Source organism: Pseudoalteromonas sp. P1-25 (assembly GCF_001401805.1).
Classification (GTDB): Bacteria; Pseudomonadota; Gammaproteobacteria; order Enterobacterales; family Alteromonadaceae; genus Pseudoalteromonas.
On sequence record NZ_LKDW01000088.1, the window covers coordinates 1 to 477 of the forward strand.

At 35.4% G+C, this 477-nt stretch carries 1 pseudogene; it reads right to left on the minus strand.

From position 1 onward, the window contains the following. Positions 1–88: 88 nt before the first annotated feature. Positions 89–199 (minus strand): annotated as a pseudogene (locus AN393_RS20170) (transposase); the annotation flags it as partial. Positions 200–477 lie beyond the last annotated feature (278 nt).

Sequence of the window (477 nt, forward strand, 5' to 3'; positions counted from 1 at the left end):
AAAAAAGCAGGCTCTATTTACTCGAGTCGTTTACTATTTCTTTAAAAAGCGCTTGATGTCTGAAGTCAAGATTTGACCCCTTTACTTTTGACTCTCTTAATAAATCGATATTCTCAACCAACAACGATTTATTCCTATCGAGCAAATTAACGGTAAAAAAGTACGTCCCACCTTTTACATAATTACGACGATATTGCATTACATATCCACTGTATTATTTGTTACGCATTAGCTAAATAAAGCGTAATTTTAGGATATATACAACATTGACGTAGGTCGGATAAGTGGCGGAGCCATGCCATCCGACAATTAATTTATGAATTTTATGAAGCGCGTTTATTGTGTTGGTAATTTGGATCGGTGTCATGCTGATTGTTTTGTTTTGGGGTGGGTTGCCTGTTTATTTTTTTCTTGACGGTCATACTCCACCTTTTATATGAAAAAAGCAGGCTCTATTTACTCGAGTCGTTTACTATT